A 20118-nucleotide genomic window follows, 5' to 3' on the forward strand; every position below is an offset into this window, starting at 1 on the left:
ATAATCAATATTGATTACCTCCGTGCGGGTCGGGCACAGTGCGGATATGTCACTCGCCTCGTATTGCCGGTCGCAGGCTCGGGCCTGCGCCGTGCTCGGTTCCCCGCGCTACGCCGCGCTGCTGACGGAGGTGGCGCGCGATGTCGAGTCCGGCGGGCCGTGCGCCGCCGCGCTGGCCGGATACGCGGACGCGGCCTTCGACGCCGCGATCCCACTGCGGTTCATGGCCGCGGTCCACGGGCTCGCGCTGTCCGGCCGCGCCCCGGAACTCGCCGCGCACTACGCGGCGGCCGACGTCCCGGAAGACGTTGTGTGGCAAGCCTTCCGGGACGCGGTGGCCGCGTGGCCCGAGTGGATCGCCGACTGGTTGACCCGCCCGCCGCAGACCAACGAGGTCGGCCGGGCCGTTCCCCTGCTGGCCGGACTGCTCGCCGCCGTGGACGCCACGCCGCTGCCGATCCGGCTGTTCGAACTGGGCAGCAGCGCGGGCCTGAACCTGCGCGCCGACCATTTCCATTGGGCCGCGGGCGATCTCGCCTGGGGTCCGGCGGACTCCCCCGTCGCCTTCGACAACGCCTGGCGCGGCGATGTGCCCGAGTGGCTGCGGGGCGCGGCCGAGCGGCATCCACGGGTCGAGATCGTCGAGCGGGCGGGCTGCGACCCCAGCCCGCTCGATCCCCGCTCACCGCGCGACGCGCTGGCCCTGCGCGCCTACGTGTGGCCCGATCAGCCCGCCCGGCTGGCCCGGCTGGACGGGGCGCTGCGGCTGGCCCAGCGGATTCCCGTGCGCGTGGAACGATCCGGCGCGGCCGATTTCCTGGCCGAGACGACCACTGCCCCGGGCACTCTCACGATCGTGTGGCATTCGGTCATGCGGCAGTACGTGCCCGCCGACGAATGGTCGCTCGTGCGAACCCATCTCGATCGGCTGGCGGCGGCGAGCACCCCGGACGCGGCCTTCGCCCATATCGCCTTCGAGCCCACCGGAACGGCCGAGGATCGCGACGGTTTCCGGCTCACCGTCCGCCTCGGCGCGGCCGACCCGCGGATCCTGGCACACGCCGCGCCGCACGGGATTCCGGCGTTCGAGCGCTCAGCCCCGCTCGTGCAGCAGCAGTAGCGAGTACGCGGCGACGGTCTGCGCGCCGGTGATCTCCCCGGCGCGGATCATCTCCTCGACCACATCGCGGTCGAACCACGCCGAGCGCATGTCCTGTTCCTCCGGTTCGCGATCCGGTTCGCCCTCGGTGAGGTCGGTGGCGAGGAAGACCGCGCCGCGCTGGGCCAGCGATCCGGGCGCCGCGTCGACCGTGCCCAGACGCAGCATCCGGCCCGCGCGCAGCCCGGTCTCCTCGCGCAGTTCGCGGTGGGCGAGGTCGAGCGGATCGCCGACCGCGCGGCCGGGCAGCGTGCCCGCCGGAAACTCCCAGCAGCGCCGCCGCTGCGCGTAGCGGTACTGCTCGACCAGGTGCAACCGGTCGCCGTCCAGCGGCACCACCATCGCGAAATCCGCGCGGTGCACGACGCCGTAGATGCCGGTGGAGCCGTCGGACCTGCGCACCCGATCCTCGCGGACCTCCATCCAGGGATTGACGTACACCGTCTTCGTTCCGAGCGTCTCCATACCGCGATTGTGCCGTCCCGGACGGTAGGGTGGCGGCGTGCGGGAGTCGGTCGAGGTCGAGCATCCGGATGTCGCGCGCACGCGCGCGGGCTACGACGCGGTGGCGGAACAGTACGCGGCGATGTTCGCGGGGGCGATGGCGGAGCGGCCGTTCGATCGGGCCGTCCTCGCCGCGTTCGCGGATCTGGTCCGCGGCACGGGCCCGGTCGCCGATATCGGTTGCGGCCCCGGCCGAATCACCGGCGACCTGCGCGATCTCGGGCTCGACGTCTTCGGGATCGACCTGTCGCCGGAGATGGTCCGGCTCGCCCGCCGCGCCCACCCCGACCTCCGCTTCAAAGAGGGCACGATGACGGCGCTGGCCCTGCCCGATCGGTCGCTGGCCGGAATCGTGGCCTGGTACAGCATCATTCACACCCCGCCCGAGCGGCTGCCCGCGATCCTCGCCGAATTCGGCCGCGTGCTGACCGAGGACGGCCGCGTGGTGCTCGCCTTCCAGACCCATCACGGCGACGAGGATGTGATCGCCCACGAGCACGCGGTCGCCCCGGCGTACTGGTGGTCAGTGTCCGGCCTGGAGAAGGCGTTGCGCGCCACCGGTTTCCGTCCGATCGCGCGCATGTCCGCCGAACCCGTGCCGCCGGATCGGGGTCCGCAGGGCTACATCGTCGCCGCCCGGTCCGATGCGGGCTGATTACGACGCCGTCATCGTCGGCGGCGGGCACAACGGCCTCGTGGCCGCGGCGTATCTGGCGCGCGCCGGGCGGTCGGTGCTGGTGCTGGAGCGGCGGTCGCACACCGGCGGGGCGGCGGTCTCCGAGCGGGTGTTCCCGGACTTCGACGCGCGGCTGTCGCGGTATTCGTATCTGGTCAGTCTGCTGCCGTCGCGGATCGTGGACGAGCTGGGCCTGCGGTTCCGCACTCGGCGGCGGCGCATCTCCTCCTATACGCCGGTGGGCGCGGGCGGGCTGCTGGTGGACACCGGGGACGCCGAGCGCACCCGCGCGAGTTTCGCGCGACTCACCGGATCGGACGCGGAATTCGATGCGTGGCAACGGTTCTACGGCACGACGGCCCGACTCGCGGAGCGGGTGTTCCCCACCTTGACCGAACCGCTGCCCACCCGCGCCGAACTGGCCGCGCGGATCGACGACACCGCGGCCTGGGAGGCGATCTTCGAACGGCCGCTGGGCGAGACGATCGAGGCGAGGTTCACCGACGACACCGTGCGTGGGATCGTGTTCACCGACGCGCTCATCGGCACCCACACCCACGCCCACGATCCGGAGCTGCGGCAGAATCGCTGCTTCCTCTACCACGTGATCGGCGGCGGCACCGGCGACTGGGATGTGCCGGTGGGCGGCATGGGCGCGCTCACCGACGCCCTCGCCGACGCCGCCCGCGCGGCCGGGGCCGACCTGGTCACCGGCCGGGCCGTCACCGGGATCGAGACCGACGGCGGGCGCGCGGAGGTGCGGTACGAGGGCGGCGCGGTCGGCGCGCGCCACGTCCTGGTCAATGCCGCCCCGTACGAGCTGGCGCGGCTGCTGGGCACGCCGCTCCCGGCGAAACCCGAAGGGGCGCAACTGAAAATCAATATGCTGTTGCGCCGCCTGCCCCGATTGCGCGACGACATCGATCCGCGTGAGGCGTTCGCGGGCACCTTCCACATCGCCGAGGGTTACGCCGAGCTCGACCGCGCCTATCGCGAGTCGGCGGCCGGGCGACCGCCGAGCGCGCCGCCGTCGGAGATCTACTGCCACACCCTCACCGATCCGTCGATCCTCTCCCCCGAACTCGCCGAGCGCGGCTCGCACACCCTCACGCTGTTCGGATTGCACACGCCCGCAGGGCTTTTCGCCACCGACCCCGAGGGCGTCAAGGCACGCCTGGTGGAAGCCACACTCGCGCAACTGGATTCGGTGCTGGCCGAACCGATCCACGACTGCCTGGCCCGCACCCCGGACGGCCGCCCCTGCCTGGAGGCGCGGTCGCCGGTCGATCTGGAACACGAACTCGGCCTGCCCGGCGGCCACATCTTCCACCAGGACCTGAGCTTCCCGTTCCGCGCCGACGACGATCCGGATCCGGCCGCCCGCTGGGGCGTGCGCACCGACCACGCCAATGTCTTCCGGTGCGGCGCGGGCGCGGTCCGCGGCGGCGGGGTGAGCGGGATCGGCGGGCACAACGCCGCCATGGCGGTGCTCGAGTCGCGCTGACTCAGGCCACGACGGCGCGAATCACCAAGGTGCGCAACGGCATATCGAACTCACCGGTGGCGGTCTCGGGTCGCTCCCGCAGATAGTCCGAGATCCGGCCCAGCACCTCGGCGGTGGCGGTGTGGCGCAACGGTTCCAGCGCCCAGGAGATCGCCGCCGGGGGATAGTCGGGACGGTAGCGCGCGTAGGCCGCGGCCTGCGGCCCGAACGAGCGGGCGCGGTCGCGGCTCGGTCCGCTCATCCGCCGAAGTTCGGCCGCACGACGGTGTCGGAGGTGACCCGGTACGCGGTGAGCACCACGCCGTTGTCGAGGACCTGGGCGTCCTCGAGCGCCAGCGTCGCCTCGGCCTCGGCCGGGTTGAACAGCCGCAGCCCGTGGCCGAGCAGCACCGGGTAGATCACCAGCCGGTACTCGTCGACGAGATGATGCGCCCGCAGGTAGTCCACGAGCGTGCCCGATCCGAAGACCAGCAGATTCCGCTCGGCGCGCAGTTTCGCGATGCCCTCGGTGACGTCGGCCTCGATGCGCTGGGCGTTCCACTCCAGCCGGGTGAGGGTCGTCGTCGCCACGTGTTTGGGCATGGCGTTCATCTTGTCCTTGTAGGCGCCCTCCTCCGGATGATCCGGCCAGGACGCGGCGAACATCTGATAGGTCGCGCGGCCCAACAGCAGCGCGTCGGCCTCCCGCAATTCCGCGGCCTTGAAATCGGCGATCCGGTCGTTCCAGAACGGAGCCGTCCAGGCCGGGTCCTGGATGAAACCATCGAGCGAAACGAATTCTGCGACGACGACTTTGCCCATGAGACACGGTAACCAATCGGACCGCGTCGGCGGGTCGGTCCGCGCGATCTCAGTGCGCTTCGGGCAGCGGCGATCCGGGGTCGGACAGCCACAGCAACCAGGGCGCGACGATGAGCGCGGCGAATTCCTCGTAGCCGGGGGCGCCGGGATGGTATCCGTCGCCCGCGCGCAGCGCGCGCATCCACACCTCGCTCTGGCGTAGGGGTTGGTGCACCCGGACGTACGGAACCCGTTCGGCCGCACAGACTTCGCCGAACCGCGCGTCCAATTTCTCGATGCGCGCGTTCTGTTCGTCGTCGTCGACCGGCGGCGGGGCCACCACCATCGCCGACCAGCCGCGCCCGGCGGCCCCGCGCAGGACGTCGGTGAGCGCGGCGACCGATCGTTCGGCGGGCACCCGCACCCGGCCGCCGTCGGCGAGGGTGTCGTTCACGCCGAAGGAGAACACGATCCGGCCGTCGCTGCCGTCCGGCAGCCGCGGGGCGCACTCCTGTTCCCAGCGCGCCGCGACGTCGAGCGAGGTCTGTCCGTTGACGCCCAGGTTGTAGTGGACCACCGGGCGGCCCGCCCCGATCGCCCGCGCGGCCAGCCGACCCGCCCAGCCCAGGCACTGCCGGTCGCCGTGGCCGGCGACCAGCGAGTCACCGACGAAACAGATTCGGACATCTCGGGTCATCGTGCGATCGTCGCACACCCCTATGATCAGCCCGGGTCCGTCGGGAGGGAGTTGGTGATGAGGACCGAGACGCCCACCGGCCGCGCGGGCCCGCGACGGCGTGTTGCCGTCCGGCTGTTCCGGGCCCTGCTGCATACTCACACCCGAGCCGACAGCGGGACCGACGCCGCTCCCCCGATCCGAAAGTTCCGATACGACATGCGAGTCGACGGGCGGGAGATTCCCGTCTCCGGCAGCCTGCTGCAGCCGCGGATCCGGCGCACCAGCGACATTCTGCGCGTGGTGCTGTCGGCGCTGCTGGTCGCGCTCGTCGTCGCGGCCTCGCTGATCACCCGGCCGCGCTGGGAGGCGCTGGAGCGGTCGGTCTCCGACATCCTCGGGATCCTCACCCCCGAACAGTCCAATCTCGTGTACCTGCTCTACGGCATCGCGATCTTCGCGCTGCCGTTCGCGATCCTGGTCCGGCTGATCTTCCGGTTCCAGTGGAAGCTGCTCGGCGGCTATCTGACCGCGGGACTGCTCGCGGTGCTGGCGCTGTCGATCACCGGCACCGGGATCTCCGCGCCGCAGTGGCATCTGGCCGAGCCCCGGCAGCTCGACACCTTCCTGTCCCAGTTCCTCGACGATCCGCGCTGGATCGCCATGCTGGCCGCGGTACTCACCGTCGCGAGCCCCTGGCTGCCCGCGTCCTGGCGGCGGTGGTGGTGGGCGCTGCTCGGGGCGTTCGTGCCGCTGCACCTGTTCGTGAGCCTGGTGGTGCCGTCGCGGGCCATGTTCGGGCTCGCGGTCGGCTGGTTCGTCGGCGCGGTCATCGTGCTGGTGGTCGGCACGCCCGCGCTGGAGGTGCCCCTCGACGCCGCGGTGCGCGTGCTGGCCGCGCGCGGCTACACCGTCACCGGCTTCACCGTCATCCGCCCGGCCGGGCCGGGACCGCTGCTGCTGTCGGCGCAGACCGGGCCGGAGCACCGGCTGATCGTGGAGATGTACGGGCAGAACCAGCGCAGCTGGGGCATGCTGCGACAGCTGCGGCGCTGGTTGACCTTTCGCAGCGGCGAACGACCCGCCGCCTTCGCCTCGCTGCGCCGCGCGGTGGAGCATCGCGCGCTGATGGGCATCGCGATCGGCGACCGCGGGCTGGCCAACAACAAACCGCTCACGGTCGCCGCGCTCGATCGCGGCTGGACGCTCTACGCGCACACCGTGCCGCGCGGCGCGGTGCTCTCGGCCGCCGACAACGAGGTGGTGCTCGCCAATGTCTGGCGGGCGCTACAGAACCTGCACCGCGCCCAGATCTCGCACGGCGATCTGCGCGCCGACGAGATCCGGGTGGCCGACGGGCGAATCCTGTTCGGCGGGTTCATGTCCGCCGAGTTCGGCAACTACCCCGCGCGCTTCTCCACCGACGTCGCCCAGCTGCTGCTGACCACGAGCGCGCTGTTCGGCGCGAAGACCGTGGTGCGCGCGGCGCTGGAGGTGGTCGGCGAGCAGGGCGTGGTGGACGCCTCGCGGCGGCTGTCCCGCTCGGCGCTGTCGGCGGCGGTGCGCAAATCGGTGCCCGAGTCCGGGGAACTCATGAAGGCGATCCGCGAGGAGGTGTTGCACCAGACCGCGGCCGACCGCATCGAGGCCGCGCGCATCACCCGCTTCTCGCGCAATCAGATCATCCAGCTGGTCCTGCTGATCGGCCTGGTCTACGTCGCCTACCCCTACATCAGCCAGGTGCCGACCTTCTTCACCGAACTGCGCACGGCCAACTGGTGGTGGGCGCTGCTCGGCCTGATCCTGGCGGGCACGACCTATCTGGGCGCGGCGATGGCGTTGTGGGGCTGCGCCTCCGAGGGCGTGAACTTCCGCAATCTCGCGCTCACCCAGGTGGCCAAGACGTTCGCGGCCACCACCACCCCGGCCGGGGTCGGCGGGCTCGCGCTGGACGTGCGCTTCCTGCAGAAGAACGGGCTGGGCGCGGTGCGGGCGACCGCGGCGGTGGCGTTGCAGCAGGCCGTGCAGGTGGTCACGCACGTGGGCCTGCTGATCATGTTCAGCGTGGCGGCGGGGGTGTCGGCGAATCTGGCGCATATCGTGCCCAGCCCGACCGTGCTCTATCTGGTGGCCGGTGCGCTGCTGGGCCTGCTCGGCATCGCCCTGTTCGTGCCGAAGGTGCGGCGCTGGCTGCGCACCGAGGTCCGGCCGCAGCTGGCCGAGGTCGTGCGCGAACTGCGCGATCTGGCGCACACGCCCCGGCGGCTGTTCATGATCGTGGTCGGCAGCGCCGCGATCATCCTCGGCGCGGCGGGCGCGCTGTGGGCGAGCATCGAGGCGTTCAACGGGTCGGCCACCTTCGTCACCGTCACCGTCGTGACCATGATCGGCGGCACGCTGGCCTCGGCCGCACCCACGCCGGGCGGGGTGGGCGCGGTCGAGGCCGCGCTGATCGGCGGGCTGGCGGCGTTCGGGGTGACGGCCGCGCTCGCGGTGCCGGCGGTGCTGCTCTACCGGGTGCTGACCTGTTGGCTGCCGGTGTTCTGCGGCTGGTTCATCATGCGCTGGCTCACCGCCCACGACATGATCTAGGCGGCTTGCGCCCCCAACGCCTGATCCGCGGAAAGGCAACCGGCCGTGGTCAATTCGAGATTCGCCAGCGACGCCTCGTGCGCCTCGGGGGTGGCGGCGGCGACGCAGTCCGCGACGGGATGCACGACGAAGCCGAAATCCGTTGCGTGCCGGGCGGTCTGCTCGACGGTGAGATTGGTGGCGACGCCGGTGATCAGCAGCGTGCGCAGCCCGCGCTGGCACAGCCACTCGCCCAGCGAACTCCCCGCCAGACCGGACAGTTTCTGATTGTCGAACACCGCGCCCGCGGCGGCCTGCCCGGCCATCTCCGGAATGATCTGGGCGCCAGGGCCTTCCGGGCGGAACTCGGTCTGCGCCGCGGCGACCGACCGCATGAATCCGGTATTGCGCACGAGGGCGCCCTCGCCGACCGGAATCGTGAAGCGGGTGAACAACACCGGGATCCCGGCCGCCAGCGCGGCCGCGTGGAACGCGGCCGCGCGGTCGATCACACCGCTCTCGGCGACGGGACCGGCGAGCATGGGCCCGAAGAACCCCTCGGGCTTGATGACATTGACCTGCCAGTGCAGCGCCAGCACGGCCGTGCGCGCGGGATCGGATTCCATGAAAACCATGGTGCCCCACCGGGCCCCGGGGTTCGACCGAATCGGGTCAGGCCGAATAGTCCTTGCGCAGTTGCACCTTCACGACCTTGCCGCTGGCGTTGCGCGGCAGTTCGGGCACGATGATCAGTTCCTTCGGGTGCTTGTAGCGGGCCAGGTTCTCGTTGAGGAACGGCTCGAGCTCCGAGAGGGTGAGCCCCTCGTCCGGATTCACCAGGGCCACAATGGCTACCGGCACCTCGCCCCACTTCTCGTGGGCGCGGCCGATGACCGCCGCCTCGTGAATCTGGGGATGGCCGAACAGGACGTTCTCCACCTCGGCGCAGTAGATGTTCTCACCACCGGAGATGATCATGTCCTTCTTGCGGTCGACCACCCAGATGAAGCCCTCCTCGTCCTGGCGGACCAGATCGCCGGAGTGGAACCAGCCGCCCGCGAACGCCTCCGCGGTGGCCTCGGGCTTGTTCCAGTAGCCCTGCATCAGGGTCGGCCCGCGGTAGACGATCTCGCCGACCTCCCCGGGCGCGACGTCGTTCATCTCGTCGTCGACGATGCGGGCCTGGATGGTGGGGATCGGCTTGCCGACCGAACCCAGTTTGCGCAGCGCGTCCGCCCCCTCGAGCACGCAGGTGATCGGCGACATCTCGGTCTGACCGAACACCGCGACGTTCTGCGCCTCGGGGAAGCAGTCGGCCATCGCGCGCAGCACGGTGTCCGAGGCCGGGGCCGCGCCCCAGCTGAGCATCCGCAGCGCCAGCTTGCGCTGCTTGACCGTCGGCTCCTCGCAGATCATCTGCCACTGCGCGGGCACGCAGAACGCCGCGGTGGCCTGTTCGGCCTCGACGGCGTCGAGGAATTCGGTGGGGTCGAACGCGCCCAGCGGATGCAGCACGGTCTTCACGCCGAGCATGAAATTCGGTGCGAGACTGCCCAATCCGGCGATGTGGAACAGCGGGGAGGTGCAGAAGGCGACCGTATCGGGGGTGACCTCGGTGGCCCGGATGCAGGTCAGCGCCTGGGCGTTCAGATTGCCGTAGGACAGCACCGCGCCCTTGGGGCTGCCGGTGGTGCCCGAGGTGTACATGATCAGGCAGGGGGTGTCCTCCGGAATGTCCAGCGGCGTATGCGATTCCCCCTCCTCGGCGAGCGCGTCGTCGTAGCCGAGCACGCCCTCGCCGGTCGTCCCGCCGATCACCACGCAGGTCTCGAGCGCGGGGGACTGCGCCATGACACCGGTCGCCAACGGCCGCAACACGGCGTCGGTGACGATCGCCCGGGCGCCGGAGTCGGCGACGATGTAGGCCACCTCGGGCGGGGTGAGGCGGAAGTTCACCGGCACCGCGATCGCGCCGAGCTTGGTGATGCCGAAGACCGCCTCGATGTACTCCGGATGGTTCAGCGCGAGGATGAGCACCCGGTCACCGAATCCGACCCCGCGCCGGGCGAGCGCGTCGGCGAACCGCGACGATCGCTCGTGCAACTGCTTCCAGGTGGTGTCCTGACCACGGAACCGGATGGCGACGGCATCGGGACGCATGAGCGCGTGCGTGGCCAGCTGGTTGTTCCAGTGGTTACGTCGCGACCGGATCGGCTCGTCGAGCGCCTGGGTCATATGAACTCCTCTCGAACCCGGGTGAGAATACCAACTAACTTTTCATCGTGACAAGGGTTACAGAGAAGAATTGTGTCGTTTCGTCTCATCTGATCATTGCGCAGCTCATGGCCGATTACGAAGGCGAGTCGAACGCGCTCCGGCCATGACCGATTTCCGCTGAAGCGGAACTGGTTCGCAAACTGTGACTTACATCCCGGTTGTCGGCGGCGTCGGCGTCGTGCCAGTATCGACGGCGACCGGGCGTAGGCGCGTCCGTGCGGGCAGGAGGACAGACAGATGTTGCGGACCAGGTTCACCGAGCTGTTCGGGGTCGAGCATCCGATCGTGCAGGGCGGCATGATGTGGGTCGGCCGGGCGCCGCTCGTCGCGGCCGTCGCCAATGCCGGTGGCCTCGGCTTCATCACCGCCCTCACCCAGCCCACGCCGGACGAGCTGCGCCGCGAGATCGAGCGCACCCGGGAACTCACCGACAAGCCGTTCGGCGTCAACCTGACCATCCTGCCCTCGATCAACCCGCCGCCGTACGAGGAGTACAGCCGGGCGATCATCGAATCCGGCGTCAAGATCGTCGAGACCGCGGGCGCCAACCCCGAACCGTTCCTGCCCGCCTACCGGGAGGCCGGAATCAAGGTGCTGCACAAGTGCACCAGCGTCCGGCACGCCCTCAAGGCGCAGCGGATCGGCGTGGACGGCGTGAGCATCGACGGCTTCGAATGCGCGGGCCACCCGGGCGAGGACGACGTGCCCGGCCTGATCCTGATCCCCGCCGCGGCCAAGGCGCTCGACATCCCGATCATCGCCTCCGGCGGCATCGCCGACGCGCGGGGTCTGGTGGCCGCGCTCGCGCTGGGCGCGGACGGGGTGAACATGGGCACCCGCTTCATGTGCACCCAGGAGTCGGGCGTGCACCAGAAGGTCAAGGAGCAGATCGTCGCCAACAGCGAGCGCAGCACCCAGCTGATCTTCCGCACCATGAACAACACCGCCCGGGTCGCCGACAACGAGGTGAGCCGCAAGGTCGTCGAGATCGAGCGGTCGGGCGGCGTATTCGAGGATGTGCGCGATCTGGTCGCGGGCGCGCGCGGGCGCCGGGTGTTCGAGGACGGCGATATGAACGCGGGCATCTGGAGCGCGGGTCAGGTGCAGGGCCTCATCGACGACATCCCGACGTGTGGCGAGCTGGTCTCCCGCATCGTGGCCGAGGCCGAGGCGCTGATCAACGACCGGTTGGCGTCGTTCGTCGCCTGAGCCGGGCGACCGGACCGGGTGGCCGTAATTCGGTGGACAGGGCGGATATAACTGCCCTGTGACCGAAATCCTGTTCTGCGGAACCGAACTCGCCGAGCGCGTCGAGCGCGCGGAGACCGAACTCATCACGGCCGGTACGGAGGCCGCCCGGCGTCGTCGTCCCGACGGCGCCGGCTTCGTGCTGCCGGTCGCCGGGGGCGCGGCCTGTTTCGGCGAGCCGGGTTCGCCGCTGAACAAGGTGGTGGGACTGGGTTTCGGCGGGACGCCGACGGCCGCGGAACTGACCGAACTGGAACGCGCGTACGCCGCCCGCGACGCCGCCGTGCAGGTCGAGCTGGCGCAGCTGGGCGATCCGGCGCTGGCCGCGCTGTTCACCGAGCGCGGGTACCGGCTGGTCGCGTTCGAGAACGTCCTGGGCCGCGTCCTCGAACCGGACCTCACCCGAAACATCCCCGCCGACATCACGATTCGGCTCGCCACGGACGCGGACGCCGCGGCCTGGCTGGACGCCGTGGTCGACGGCTTCGCCCACCCCGACGAGCAGGGCATCGCTTCGCACGAGGAGTTCCCGCGCGACGTCCTCGCCGCCGTCACCACCGATATGGCCTCGGCCGAGGGCGCGCGCCGCTACCTCGCGCTGCGCGGGGACGCGGTGGCGGGCGGTGCGAGTATGCGGGTGTCCGGGTCGATCGCCCAGCTCAACGGCGCCGCGACCGTGCCCGCGCACCGCCGCCGCGGGGTGCAGGCGGCATTGCTGTCGGCGCGGCTGGCCGACGCGGCGCGCGCGAATTGCGAACTGGCCGTGGTCGTCACGCTGCCGGGCTCCAAATCCCAGCACAACGCCCAGCGCAGCGGTTTCCAGTTGCTCTACACGCGGTCGATTCTGATCAAGTCCTAGGCGCGCGCGGCGACCGCCGCGAAGTCGTGGCTCGCGATGACCTCGATGCCCTCCGGCAGCGCGTGCAGGCGCTGGATGGTTTCGAAGGTGAGGTCGCGATCGGCGTCGAAGAGTTGGCCGGGCAGCGGCGCCTTCTCGCGAATCAGCCGGATCTGCAAGGCGTTCCAGACCGCGTCGCCCGCCAGCAGCACACGGGTGCCGTCGTCGACGGCCAGCAGCACACCGAGGCTGCCGGGGGTGTGCCCGGCCAGATCGACCAGGATCACCGCGCCGTCACCGAACAGGTCGTGGCTGCTGCCGAAGGTGAGCACCGGCGGGCCGTCGAGTTCGACATGGCCGACCGCGCGGTCGGCCAGTGGGGCGCGCACGACGCCGTAGGGAGCGATGTCGCCGGACATGGCCCAGTCGTATTCCTTTGCGGGAACCCGCAATTCGACCGACTCCGGCAGCTCGAGCAGGCCCGAGACATGGTCCCAGTGCAGGTGGGTGGCGAGGGTGAAATCGATGTCCGCGCCGGTGAGATCGCGGGCGGCGAGGGCGTCGGCCAGGCCCAGCACCGGCTTGTCGGGGGCGACCAGCAGCCGCGCCGGCAGCGGCATATCGGGCAGAACCCGTTGGTGCACACCGGCACACAGCGCCGGATCGACGAGGAAGCGGGCCTTCGGATGTTCGATCAGGAAGGCGCCCATCGTCATCGGGACGGTGCCGAGGCTGCGCGCGCCCTCGGCCACGATCGTGGTCGGCGCGGACATGCGCGCCTGCAACAGCGCGGTGAGGCGAACGGTGTTGCGCGCCTGGGGAACCGAGGCCGAGGTCAGATTCGCCAGAAAGGCGCTGTCGGGCCGGCGCGGCCGCAGCAGTTTCGCGGGCGTCGCGGCGAGGGCGGCGCAGCAGCGGGCCAGGGTGATCAGGGCGCCGGGTTGCCCGTCGGTCACGGCTGTCGGTTTCGAGGACACAGCGACACCGTAGGACATCGCGCGCCACGCCGGAAGCACTTCTCGTTCCGGCCGCTCCTCGGCCATAATCGCTGGGGGTACCCGACTGCCGGCGCGTGCGCCGGAGGGCAGGGAGGGAGTACGGACGGTGACCGATCCCGCGCCCGCATCTCCGTCGGTGTCGATCATCGGGATCGGTTGCCGGATGCCGGGCGTCGCGGGGGTGCCACGGTTCTGGGATCTGCTGCTCACGGGCGCGACGGCCGGACTCGAGCACACCTTCGACCACGAGTGGTTCGGCATCGACGCGGCCACGGCCGCGCGGCTGGATCCGCGAGAGCGGCTGAGTCTCACGGTCGCGGTCGAGGCCGTCGACGACGCGGGGATCGGTTACCGCGCACGGGGGTCACCGGCGGCGGTGTTCTTCGGGGCGAGCGGTTCGAACATGATCGCCAACCGGGTGTCGCGGGCGCTGGATCTGCGCGGGCCGAGTCTGGTGCTGGACAGCGCCGGGACGTCGTCGCTGGCGGCCGTGGATCTGGCCGTGCGCCTGCTGGCCGACGGCACCGCGCCGTGGGCGCTCGTCGGTGGCGTCGACGCCGCCGACGCGGACGGTCGCGGCGGCGGCTGCACGGTGCTGGTCCTGCAACGCACCGCCGACGCGCGGCGGGAGGGCAACCGAGTGTATGCCGAAATCCTCGGCACCGCGGTGGGTTCCGACGGCCGGCTGACCGACGGCCGGACCCGACGCCGGGTCATCCGCGCGGCATGGGAGCGGGCCGGGCTCGATCCGCACGCCGCCGGATACTTCGAATGTCACGGCAGCCCCGCCGCTTCGGTGGACGCCGCGGAGATCGACGCGCTCGCGCGGGTGCTGCACAGCGGGAGCCCGCCGTCGGCGAAGATCTGGGTCGGCTCGGTCACCGCCGACCCGGCACCGCTCGTGGCGGCGGCCGGGGTCACCGGGCTGGCCAAGGCGGCGCTGTGCGTCGAGCGCGGAATCATCGTGCCCGCCCGCGGTTTTCGCGACGACGACGCCGCGGCACGGCTCGGCGAGCGCGGGCTGCGGGTACCCAGCGAACCCATCGGCTGGCAGGAGGTGCCCGCGTCCGACCGGATCGCGGGCGTCGGCTCGGTCGGCATCGGCGGCACCACCGCGCACGCCGTGCTGCGCGGTGTCGCGCGACCTCCGGCGCATCGCGACGCCGGGCCGCCGACGCTGATCCCGCTGAGCGCCGCCACCCCGGAACGGCTGCGCGAGCTGGCGGGGCGCTGGGCGGATCTGCTGCTGGCCGACCATCCGCCGCTCTCCGAATTCGCCTCGGCGGCAGGCCGATTGCTGCCCGAGCCGGTGCGCGCGGTCGTGCTCGCCGACAAGCACGCGGAGGCGGCGGCGCGGCTGCGGGCGCTGGCGCGCGGGCAGACCGCGGGGAGCGTCCGGCCGGAACGACATCCGGGCGGGGTGTTGTTCCTGTTCGGCGAATGGACCGCGGGGCCGCCGCGGGCGGGACGGGCGCTCGCGGCCCGGTATCCGGTATTCGCCCGCGCGGTCGCCGACGCGGCCGACGCGGTGGTACGCGCCGGGGGCGAGCGGGTGTGGACGCCGAAACACGGTTTCGACGACGGTCCGGTCGCGCGGTTCGTCTTCCAGGTGGCGCTCGCGGAACTGGTGCGGGCGTGGGGGATTCGGCCGGACGCGGTGGCCGGGTACGGGCCCGGGGAGATCGCGGCGGCGGTGACGGCCGGGGCCGTCACCCTGGACGACGGGGCCCGGCTGGCGCTGGCCCGCGCGGCCGTGGAGCGGGTCACGACGGGCGTCGTCGTGCTCGAGACGACGCCGTACGAGGCGGAGCGGCTGATCGAACCCCTGCGCGGGGAGGTGCGGATCGAAGCCGTGCTCGGGCCGGACACGGTGGTGCTCACGGGTGCGGCGCGGCGGCTCGACGCGGTCGTGCGCAAGGCGCGCAGGCGCGGTGTACCCGTGCGTTCCGTCGACACCGCGACCTCGTTCGCGGGGACACCGGAGTTCGACGCGCTCACGCCGAGTGTGCCCGAGGTGCCGCTGTATTCGACCACCCGGCGCGGGACGGTCATCACGACGGCGCAGCTCGACGCCGCGTACTGGGCCGAGAACGCCCGCGCCACCGTGCATTTGGCGGCCGCGCTGGAATCGGCCGCGGCGCACGGCGTCTCGACGGTGCTCGAACTCGCCGCGGCGCCGGAACTGGCGCCCGTGGTGCGCGAGTACCCGGATTTCCGGGAGTCGACGCACGAGCTGTGCGGACCGGACGAGGCCACGGCGTTCCGCACCGCGATCGGGCGGCTGTATCTCGAAGGGCGCGAGGTGAACTGGTCCGCGCACGGATCGTTCGCGCGACGGCCGCCCGAACGACGTTGGCGCCCAACGCCTCCGGTCACCGCGCCCGCCCGGGTGACGACCGCCGCGACGGAGGCCGCCCGGGGTTACGACCCGACCGTGGCCACGGCCCTCGAATGGGCCGCCACCGTGTTGCGCACCGAGACCTGGATTCCGATCGCGCCCGCGACCGGCGAGCGGCCGGAGGTGCGGGGCGCCTTGGTGATCGGCGAATCGGCGCTGGCCGTCGCGCTCGCGCGCATGCTCGATCGGCGGCTGCCGACCCGGCGGGTGGCGCGGGCGACGGCGGGGGCGCTGGCCGCACTGCGGGAACCCACGGCCGCCGTCGTGGTCTGGTCGGGTCCGGACGACACCCCGGCCGCGGCGGCGGCGCGGGCGGCGGACCTGCTGCGCGCGGTGCGGGACAGCCCCGCCGTGACGGCGCTGACGGTCGTGCTGCGCGATCGCGCGGCGCTGACGCAGCACGCGGTGGCCGGGATGGTGCGGGCGATGCAGCCGGACGCGGCGCCGCCCACCCGGCTGGTGTGGTCGGCCGGGGACGACGCGCGGGCGGTGGCCCACGCGCTCGCGAATCACGATGCGGGCGAGGAGCTTTCGGTGGACGGTCCGACGGTCACCGCGCGCCGCTTCCGACCGGTGGGACCGCCCGCCCGCCCGCGTGCCGTATCGACGGCGGGCACCTACGTGGTGACCGGCGGGCTCGGGACGCTCGGCGCGGTCGCCACCCGCTGGCTGCTGCACGCGGGCGCGCGCGACGTGGTGGTCCTGACCCGCACGCCCCGGCCGCTGCCGCCGGTGCTGGCCGGTCTGGAGGAACGGATCGTGGTGGCCCGCTGCGATGTGACCGACCGCGACGATCTCGCCGCCGCGCTCGACGACATCCGGGCGTGCGGATCGGAGATCCGCGGCCTGGTCCACGCCGCCGGGGCCGGGGCCGGGCTCGAAAACGGTTCGGCGCGTGGGCTGGAGCGCGTCTTCGCCGCCTCGGTATCGGCCGCGCAGGACCTGCTCGAGCTCACCGCCGCGGACGCGATCGACTTCGCGCTGCTGTTCGGGATCGCCGCGGACACACTGGGCGGCCCGGGTTCGGGACCGCGGGCGGCGGTGGCCGCCGCACTCGACGCCGTGGCCCGCGCCCGGCACGATCAGCGGGCGACCGCGATCGCCTGGGGCGCATGGGAATCCGATCGACCGGCGGGCGAGCTGCGCCGGGCGGGCCTCACACCATTCGACGCGGCGCGGGCGACGGCCGTGCTGATGCGAATCCTCGAGCATCGGGAGACGAGCGTGCTCGCGGTGGATCATCGTCCGGCGCCCAATCACGTCCCGGCCAACCGGCGGCTCACGACCTTGTTCGGCCCCTGAGGCGACGGACGCTTCGGCGGTCAGTGCGAGTCGCGGCCCAGCAACCGATCCGTCTCGCGCCGTTCGCGTTTGGTGGGCCGACCCGAGCCGCGGTCGCGCCGGGGCATGGACGCGACGATCTCCCTGGGCGGGGGCGGCGGGCTCTTATCGATCAGGCAGGTGGCGGCGATGGCCGCGCCCACGCGCTTGGTGAGGACACGCTCGACGACGACGATGCGTTCCAGTCCGTTGACCCGAACCCGCACCTCGTCACCGGGTTTGATCTGATGCGCGGGTTTGACCGCCACGCCGTTGACGCGCACATGGCCGCCGCGACAGGCCGTCGCGGCGGCGGAGCGCGTCTTGAACAGGCGGACGGCCCAAGTCCAGGAGTCGACCCGGGCCGTATCCATTCGCCGTACCTCTCGTGCCCGGCCGCGGGGCGGACCGGGCACGGCGCGGAACTAGGCGACCCGGCGAGCGGTGACGACCGAGTCGGGGTTCAGCGGGGCGTAGCTCACGGTCTCGCCGGACTGCGGCGCCTGCAGAATCTTGCCGTCGCCAGCGTACATGGCCACGTGCCCGCCGCCGTTCTGGATGACCAGGTCACCCGGCTGCAGCTGCTCGAAGGCCACCGGCTTGCCGACGTGCGACATCTCGAAGCTGGTGCGCGGCAGATTGATTCCGGCCTGCTTGTAGGCCCACTGCACCAGACCCGAGCAGTCGAACGACGAGGGGCCCGAGGCGCCCCACACGTATTCGGAGCCGATCTTGGTGCGGGCGGCGTCGAGCGCGACGTCACCGGCGGTGTTCTGGTGCTGCTGTTCGAACAGGCCGGGCATGGGCGGCGCGAAGTTCGGCAGTCCGGGCGCGGCCTGACCGGGCGCGACGGCCTGCGGCGCCAGCGCCTGCTGGACCTGCTTGATCTGATCGGCGTGATCGGAGAGCGCCTGATTGACCTGACCGACCTGCTGATCGTCCAGGGGCACATCGAAATTGCCGATGCCGGGAACGTTGATGGTCGCGGCCATGGCCGGAATCGCCGGCATGGCACCGGTCGTGGCTGCCACCGCGCCGAAAACGAGCGCGCCCTTCACGGAATTCGGTAGCCGGGGCTCCCGTTGCAAGCTGTGTTTACCCACCGAGCTGAGTCTCCTGTTTCTTCCTGCCCGTACCGCCGACCGAGTTAGCTGACGGGTTCGGGCCGGGAAGATCGGCCCTACCCCGACGACCTTGCGGCCGTAGGGGATTCACCCCAACACATTGGGTCCCCGGCTCGGTGTTCGAGCTGCCCACTCGACCACCGATTAGGCGGATGACCTCCCGGGCCGCCTCTCCGGTGAGGCGACGGACTCCGTGAAGTCACGAGAAGATTACGGCCACGCCGCCCTCTTGTCCACCGGTGCGCGCCAACGGATCCGCGCGAATCGCCCGGCACCGGGCCCTGCCTGCGGTTTCGCGAACCGGTTCGGTGGGTAACAAGCCGGTCTCGGCGCAGTCACGGTTGATATCGCGCGCACGGGCATGTCCGTTACGCCCGTTCTCCGACCGTTCGCTCCAAATCCTCGATGCGCCTGCGCGCCTGCGCGAGTTCGGCCTCCAACTGCCCCAGCGCCATGACCAACGGACCCACCGCCAGATCCGCCACCAATTGCGGGTCGTCGTATCCCTGTTCGATCGCCGCCAGGATGTTGTCCCGGATCCGCCCCGCCACGGGCGCCTCCGCGGGCACGTTCCACGCTTCGACCACCTCGGCCACCGTGGGAATCGACTCCTCGGCCATGACCCTCTCCCTGCACTGGGAACCGTTCGAGAACAGTTCCAAGGGTAGGGGTGTCGGCTCGGCGGCGGCGATATCGAACAATAGCCGCGTCTACGGCTTTTCATAGATACCCACAGATTCCGCTCGCGACCGCTACGGTGTACGGGCATGGACCCCGTGCGGAATCCCTATGCCCCCGGCGCCGGGCAGCGGCCGCCCGAGCTGGCCGGGCGGGCCCGGCAACTCGACGCGTTCGACGTTGTGCTGGAACGGGTCTCGCGGGGACGTCCGGAGCGCAGCGTGGTGCTCACCGGGTTGCGCGGGGTGGGGAAGACCGTGCTGCTCAACCAGTTGCGGTCCACCGCGCGCGGACGGGGCTGGGGGACGGGCAAATTGGAGGCCCGGCCGGATCAGGAGCTGCGGCGACCGCTGGCATCGGCGCTGCACATGGCGGTGCGCCAGATCGCGGTGGCGCACCGGAATCCGGAGATGGTGGACGATTTCCTGGGGATCCTCAAGGCTTTCGCGCTGCGGTCGACCGCGGACAAGGGGATGCGGGAGCGGTGGCAGCCCGGTATCGACGTGCCCGCGGTGACCGGCCGGGCCGATTCCGGGGATATCGAGATCGATCTGGTGGAGCTGCTCATGGAGGCGGGTCAGGTGGCCCGCGACATCGGGGTGGGCATCGCGATCTTCATCGACGAGATGCAGGACCTCGGCCCGGCCGATGTGTCCGCGATCTGCGGGGCGTGCCACGAACTGAGTCAGGAGGGCGCGCCGCTGATCGTGGTGGGGGCGGGCCTGCCGCATCTGCCCGCGGTGCTGTCGGCGTCCAAGAGCTATTCCGAGCGACTGTTCAGCTATCACAAGATCGATCGACTGGACCGGGCGGCGGCGGATCTGGCGCTGATCGCCCCCGCCGAACGCGAGGAGGTGAAGTTCACCGAGGACGCGTTGGACGCCCTGTACCGCAAGGCCGATGGCTACCCCTATTTCGTGCAGGCGTACGGCAAGGCGACCTGGGACGCGGCCGCGCAGAGCCCGATCGGTGTGGAGGACGTGGAACTCGCCGCGCCGGCCGCGGAGGAGGAGTTGGCGGTGGGCTTCTTCGGTTCCCGCTACGAGCGAGCGACCCCGGCCGAGCGGGAGTACATGCGCGCCATGGCCGATCTGTCCGGCGACGACGGCCCGGTCGCCACCGCCGCGGTCGCCCGGGAACTCGGCCGCAAACCCGCCTCGCTGTCGCCCGCGCGCGACGGGCTCATCAAGAAGGGCCTGATCTACTCCGCTGAACGCGGCACGATCGGCTTCACCGTGCCGCATTTCGGCCGGTACCTGCGCAGTGTGAGCTGAGCGCGACGCGATTCCCCGCGCTTCACCCCTACCGGCGAGTAACCCGGACTCCTACACTCGAATGTGATTCTCATCACGTCCGAGGGAGGCAGC

18 protein-coding genes and 1 riboswitch are annotated in these 20118 nt (G+C 71.4%); of the genes, 8 read left to right on the forward strand and 10 right to left on the reverse strand.

The window, feature by feature from the left end:
• Positions 1-46 precede the first annotated feature (46 nt).
• Positions 47-1120 carry a DUF2332 domain-containing protein gene (locus ACFYTQ_RS08405; protein WP_387358271.1) on the forward strand — a complete coding sequence of 358 codons (1074 nt, stop codon included), beginning with the start codon at positions 47-49 and terminating at the stop codon, positions 1118-1120.
• Here ACFYTQ_RS08405 and ACFYTQ_RS08410 read toward each other — a convergent pair.
• Positions 1094-1624 carry an NUDIX domain-containing protein gene (locus ACFYTQ_RS08410; RefSeq protein WP_387358273.1) on the reverse strand — a complete coding sequence of 177 codons (531 nt, stop codon included), beginning with the start codon at positions 1622-1624 and terminating at the stop codon, positions 1094-1096. The genes ACFYTQ_RS08405 and ACFYTQ_RS08410 overlap by 27 nt on opposite strands.
• Positions 1625-1661: 37 nt before the next feature.
• On the opposite strand from ACFYTQ_RS08410, the gene ACFYTQ_RS08415 reads away from it, so the two are divergent.
• Positions 1662-2318, forward strand: a complete 657-nt coding sequence (locus ACFYTQ_RS08415) for a class I SAM-dependent DNA methyltransferase (protein ID WP_387358275.1) — start codon at positions 1662-1664, stop codon at positions 2316-2318.
• Positions 2308-3843 carry a phytoene desaturase family protein gene (locus ACFYTQ_RS08420; RefSeq protein WP_387358277.1) on the forward strand — a complete coding sequence of 512 codons (1536 nt, stop codon included), beginning with the start codon at positions 2308-2310 and terminating at the stop codon, positions 3841-3843. The genes ACFYTQ_RS08415 and ACFYTQ_RS08420 overlap by 11 nt, the downstream gene beginning before the upstream one ends.
• Position 3844: 1 nt before the next feature.
• Here ACFYTQ_RS08420 and ACFYTQ_RS08425 read toward each other — a convergent pair whose 3' ends face one another.
• The 3 genes from ACFYTQ_RS08425 to ACFYTQ_RS08435 are packed head-to-tail and all read right to left on the reverse strand — an operon-like array spanning position 3845 to position 5320.
• The gene (locus ACFYTQ_RS08425; RefSeq protein WP_387358279.1) at positions 3845-4084 is read right to left on the reverse strand and encodes a hypothetical protein; all 240 of its coding nucleotides are present in this window, start codon (positions 4082-4084) and stop codon (positions 3845-3847) included.
• Positions 4081-4644: a dihydrofolate reductase family protein gene (locus tag ACFYTQ_RS08430; RefSeq protein WP_387358281.1), complete on the reverse strand. Its 564-nt coding sequence runs from the start codon at positions 4642-4644 to the stop codon at positions 4081-4083. Before ACFYTQ_RS08430 ends, ACFYTQ_RS08425 begins: the two co-directional genes overlap by 4 nt.
• A 49-nt stretch (positions 4645-4693) precedes the next feature.
• Positions 4694-5320, reverse strand: coding sequence for a GDSL-type esterase/lipase family protein (locus tag ACFYTQ_RS08435; RefSeq protein ID WP_387358283.1), 627 nt, complete (start codon positions 5318-5320; stop codon positions 4694-4696).
• Between the two features lie 198 nt (positions 5321-5518).
• Here ACFYTQ_RS08435 and ACFYTQ_RS08440 point away from each other — a divergent pair, with 198 nt between their 5' ends.
• On the forward strand, positions 5519-7891 hold the full coding sequence (locus ACFYTQ_RS08440; protein ID WP_387359173.1) for a lysylphosphatidylglycerol synthase domain-containing protein: 2373 nt from the start codon (positions 5519-5521) through the stop codon (positions 7889-7891).
• On the opposite strand, the gene ACFYTQ_RS08445 is transcribed toward ACFYTQ_RS08440, so the two are convergent.
• Both ACFYTQ_RS08445 and fadD5 read right to left on the reverse strand, forming a co-directional pair.
• Entirely contained in the window at positions 7888-8496 is a 609-nt protein-coding gene (locus tag ACFYTQ_RS08445) for a cysteine hydrolase (protein WP_387358285.1), read from the reverse strand. The two genes, ACFYTQ_RS08440 and ACFYTQ_RS08445, sit on opposite strands and share 4 nt — an antisense overlap.
• Before the next feature lie 46 nt (positions 8497-8542).
• Positions 8543-10105 carry a fatty-acid--CoA ligase FadD5 gene (gene fadD5 / locus ACFYTQ_RS08450; RefSeq protein WP_387358287.1) on the reverse strand — a complete coding sequence of 521 codons (1563 nt, stop codon included), beginning with the start codon at positions 10103-10105 and terminating at the stop codon, positions 8543-8545.
• A 279-nt stretch (positions 10106-10384) separates the two neighbouring features.
• Here fadD5 and ACFYTQ_RS08455 point away from each other — a divergent pair, with 279 nt between their 5' ends.
• Together ACFYTQ_RS08455 and ACFYTQ_RS08460 are read left to right on the forward strand one after the other, a co-directional pair.
• Positions 10385-11356, forward strand: a complete 972-nt coding sequence (locus ACFYTQ_RS08455) for an NAD(P)H-dependent flavin oxidoreductase (protein ID WP_387358289.1) — start codon at positions 10385-10387, stop codon at positions 11354-11356.
• 70 nt (positions 11357-11426) lie between these two features.
• The gene (locus ACFYTQ_RS08460; RefSeq protein ID WP_387359175.1) at positions 11427-12254 is read left to right on the forward strand and encodes a GNAT family N-acetyltransferase; all 828 of its coding nucleotides are present in this window, start codon (positions 11427-11429) and stop codon (positions 12252-12254) included.
• Here the strand turns inward: ACFYTQ_RS08460 and ACFYTQ_RS08465 are convergent.
• Positions 12251-13210: an MBL fold metallo-hydrolase gene (locus ACFYTQ_RS08465; RefSeq protein ID WP_387358291.1), complete on the reverse strand. Its 960-nt coding sequence runs from the start codon at positions 13208-13210 to the stop codon at positions 12251-12253. The genes ACFYTQ_RS08460 and ACFYTQ_RS08465 overlap by 4 nt on opposite strands.
• 127 nt (positions 13211-13337) lie before the next feature.
• Between ACFYTQ_RS08465 and ACFYTQ_RS08470 the strand changes: the two genes are divergently transcribed.
• Positions 13338-16931, forward strand: coding sequence for an SDR family NAD(P)-dependent oxidoreductase (locus tag ACFYTQ_RS08470; protein ID WP_387358293.1), 3594 nt, complete (start codon positions 13338-13340; stop codon positions 16929-16931).
• 20 nt (positions 16932-16951) lie between these two features.
• On the opposite strand, the gene ACFYTQ_RS08475 is transcribed toward ACFYTQ_RS08470, so the two are convergent.
• The 3 genes from ACFYTQ_RS08475 to ACFYTQ_RS08485 all read right to left on the reverse strand — a co-directional run bounded on the left by ACFYTQ_RS08475 (position 16952) and on the right by ACFYTQ_RS08485 (position 18693).
• A complete protein-coding gene (locus tag ACFYTQ_RS08475) occupies positions 16952-17323 on the reverse strand; it encodes an RNA-binding S4 domain-containing protein (RefSeq protein WP_387358295.1) in 372 nt (123 codons plus the stop codon).
• A gap of 51 nt (positions 17324-17374) precedes the next feature.
• Positions 17375-18052 carry a C40 family peptidase gene (locus ACFYTQ_RS08480; RefSeq protein WP_387358297.1) on the reverse strand — a complete coding sequence of 226 codons (678 nt, stop codon included), beginning with the start codon at positions 18050-18052 and terminating at the stop codon, positions 17375-17377.
• A gap of 18 nt (positions 18053-18070) precedes the next feature.
• Positions 18071-18234: riboswitch (cyclic di-AMP (ydaO/yuaA leader) on the reverse strand.
• 207 nt (positions 18235-18441) lie between these two features.
• Positions 18442-18693, reverse strand: coding sequence for a hypothetical protein (locus tag ACFYTQ_RS08485; protein WP_387358299.1), 252 nt, complete (start codon positions 18691-18693; stop codon positions 18442-18444).
• 147 nt (positions 18694-18840) lie between these two features.
• On the opposite strand from ACFYTQ_RS08485, the gene ACFYTQ_RS08490 reads away from it, so the two are divergent.
• Positions 18841-20025 (forward strand): AAA family ATPase, encoded by a 1185-nt coding sequence (locus ACFYTQ_RS08490; RefSeq protein WP_387358301.1) that lies wholly within the window; start codon positions 18841-18843, stop codon positions 20023-20025.
• The last annotated feature ends 93 nt before the right edge of the window (positions 20026-20118 follow it).

Source organism: Nocardia sp. NPDC004068 (assembly GCF_042874315.1).
Taxonomy (GTDB): Bacteria; Actinomycetota; Actinomycetes; order Mycobacteriales; family Mycobacteriaceae; genus Nocardia.